The following is a 2,387-nucleotide window of genomic DNA, read 5'->3' as shown; positions in this document are numbered from 1 at the left end:
GTTACGGATGGTAACGTGGGGAGTACTCATGCTGATTGGTCTGCAAAAAGCAGTAATAAATTCAGAACTTCAGAATACCGTCAAGTCCCGAAAAAAGAAAAATCAGGTGCGGAATGACGGGTATAAGACTGTTTGCATTAGGACGCTGCCAGAATGTAGGATTTCGCAAATCGCGATTAAACGTCGTCACCTGATTCTCAACGTATTTCAAGGCCTTTCTCAATGCCATGATATCCTTCATGCGGACCGTTTTGGCACTGGTTGTGGTTTCTCTATTGGCCGCACTGGTTTGATTACTGTTTGCTGCCGAAATACTCATCATTACCGCTGATACCCTTCCATTGTTAAATTCAGCAGCAATGCTATAAGGCGATCGACGGGTAATCTTCCATTTACAGTTCGCTATCAGAGTCCCGCCCGGCGTCTGAATCGATTATCGCAACGCGTGCTGTGTTTCCCGCTCTGCCACCTGTGCTTTTGCCGTTTTTTGCATTATTCGGCGCAAGCGGGAGAGCCCAACATCATATTGATAAAGGTATTCATAATCGTTCGCGTCCGGTACCAGGTTCTCCAGCAAGATGCGATCCTGTTCCAGCACGGCCAATGCAATTTCTCTAAACGGTTTCGGTGCATAAAACGCCACATATCACGCTGCCAGCCCGTAACACGGCGAATACGCCAGAAAAAAACGCGGCAGTTATCGTTATCTTCCGGCACGACCATGCTGACAATCCAGAAAGGGCCGCCGGGCCCAAAACGTTTTTGATAGGGGATCGAGAGCCGCATCCAGTAAGCCCCGCGGATGCCTAACTCCACCCAATCAAAATTAACGCCGGATTGGTTTTTTTTCTTGAAGATAAAACCGCTTGATGTCGGATCGAGCACCATCTCCGCTTTACGCGCCCCCTGCGCCATGGAATGGGAAGCAGAATACAGATAAGTCCCGCAGCGTTGCTTCCTGCCAGGGCTGACCTTGCGGATCGTACAATGCTGCTGAATTCAACCCTTGCACCAATGCGGGCAGAGTCTCAATGCCTTCATCAAACAGGGTTTCCAGCCCGGCGATAAAGGTCAATGTCCAGGGTGTTGGCGCGCTGCTTCGACTCTGCCAGACCAGATTGCGATAACCTCCGGGAGAATGGATGCAGCCGTTACCGCCGCCAACGGACGAGATAGTCGGCTGCTGCGGCACTCGCGCCAGATTAAATTCCTGATCGGCCTTCATGCGATGGTGTCCTCCGTTAGCCTGATTTGAATGTGATTTTCAACGCGCCGCACCCGGTAACAATGCAGGTCACGCTCACCCGGCCCGCCGAGACATTGCCCGGTTTTAATATCAAACACCGCGCCGTGTAAGGGGCACTCAACGCTACCTTCTTCAATAAATCCTTGACTCAGCAAGGCATAAGCGTGCGGGCAAATATCCTCAAGGGCGTAGTACTTGCCATCAAGCAGGTAAATACCGACGGCGTTATTTTCCACGCTGCCGCTAAACGGCCTGTTTTCCTGTATCTGATCTGCCTCGCAGACACGAATCCAGCACATCGCTCTCTCCGACATCTGTTTCATTAGTGAAATGGACGCTATCGTCTTCGAACAACTATAAAATTGATGCTTAAATCGTCAAGGAAGGCGGCAAATCAAGAGTGGAATTTGTTAAAAAACGCTGTCCAGCTACGGGCAGACAGTGTTGATGAGAACAGGCGAGGAAAGCAGGAACAACAACAGCAACGCCAGAGAATTGACATTGCCTCATCCTAACGCAACGCATATCCCCCGTAGCAATAGAGCGTGTTGCCCGTCATGTGCGTATTGTCGAGCAGCAAAAGCGCAGCATCGGCCTGCTCTTACACCGTAGCAGGGCGTTGCAACACATTGAGTTTGCATCAGTGCTGGTAGGCTGCTGCCACAGCGTGCTGTTGGTCATCCCCGGTGATAAGCAGTTCACTCTTAGTGGGATCGCCTTTGCCTATATATAGCTAAGAAATCGGCTAAATGGGAAAGGCTTTTCTGTCAAGACCACCAGAATGACCACCAATAAGCGTAGGTTACATAATAGATGATTTGAACTGCCCTTGCTGAATGTGGTGATGGGGTGACGACAGTAATGAAGATTTTGCATGTTCTAAAACGTTATATGCATCATACTTAAGCGAGTGTATCCAACGCGCACCTTATCAATCGGGGAGCGGAGGGGAAAGGGGGCACCGGCGATCATCAGTTGCGACCGCGCAAATCGCGGCGCTGGAAAGGAAAGCCCAGAGCCTGTACATAAATTTGTGTAATTGCCTGATTTTGATATGTTCAATCCAACATCAAAAGCAGGTTACTTTATGGACGAAAAACAGTTGCAGGCTCTGGCTAATGCACTGGCCAAAAATCTCAAA

General features: G+C 49.7%; 2 protein-coding genes and 1 pseudogene. All 3 read right to left on the bottom strand.

All coding sequences use genetic code 11. The features are described from left to right. Positions 1-433: 433 nt before the first annotated feature. Positions 434-945, bottom strand: a pseudogene (locus ACTBDZ_RS17045) (3-phenylpropionate dioxygenase); the annotation flags it as partial. Beyond that, on the bottom strand, positions 896-1,225 hold the full coding sequence (locus ACTBDZ_RS17040) for a recombinase-like helix-turn-helix domain-containing protein (RefSeq protein WP_438816177.1): 330 nt from the start codon (positions 1,223-1,225) through the stop codon (positions 896-898). The pseudogene ACTBDZ_RS17045 and the gene ACTBDZ_RS17040, both read right to left, overlap by 50 nt. After that, complete coding sequence (locus tag ACTBDZ_RS17035; RefSeq protein ID WP_438816176.1) at positions 1,222-1,545, bottom strand: Rieske (2Fe-2S) protein; 324 nt, start codon at positions 1,543-1,545, stop codon at positions 1,222-1,224. Before ACTBDZ_RS17035 ends, ACTBDZ_RS17040 begins: the two co-directional genes overlap by 4 nt. Positions 1,546-2,387 lie beyond the last annotated feature (842 nt).

It is taken from the genome of Symbiopectobacterium sp. (assembly GCF_051710365.1).
Taxonomy (GTDB): Bacteria; Pseudomonadota; Gammaproteobacteria; order Enterobacterales; family Enterobacteriaceae; genus Symbiopectobacterium.
Note: the sequence above shows the minus strand (reverse complement) of the source record. Positions and strands in the feature narration are given on the sequence as shown.

Excerpts from the sequence above, each read along its gene's own strand:
- ACTBDZ_RS17035 (WP_438816176.1), bottom strand. The coding sequence starts at position 1,545 with ATGTGCTGGATTCGTGTCTGCGAGGCAGATCAGATACAGGAAAACAGG.
- ACTBDZ_RS17040 (WP_438816177.1), bottom strand. The coding sequence starts at position 1,225 with ATGAAGGCCGATCAGGAATTTAATCTGGCGCGAGTGCCGCAGCAGCCG.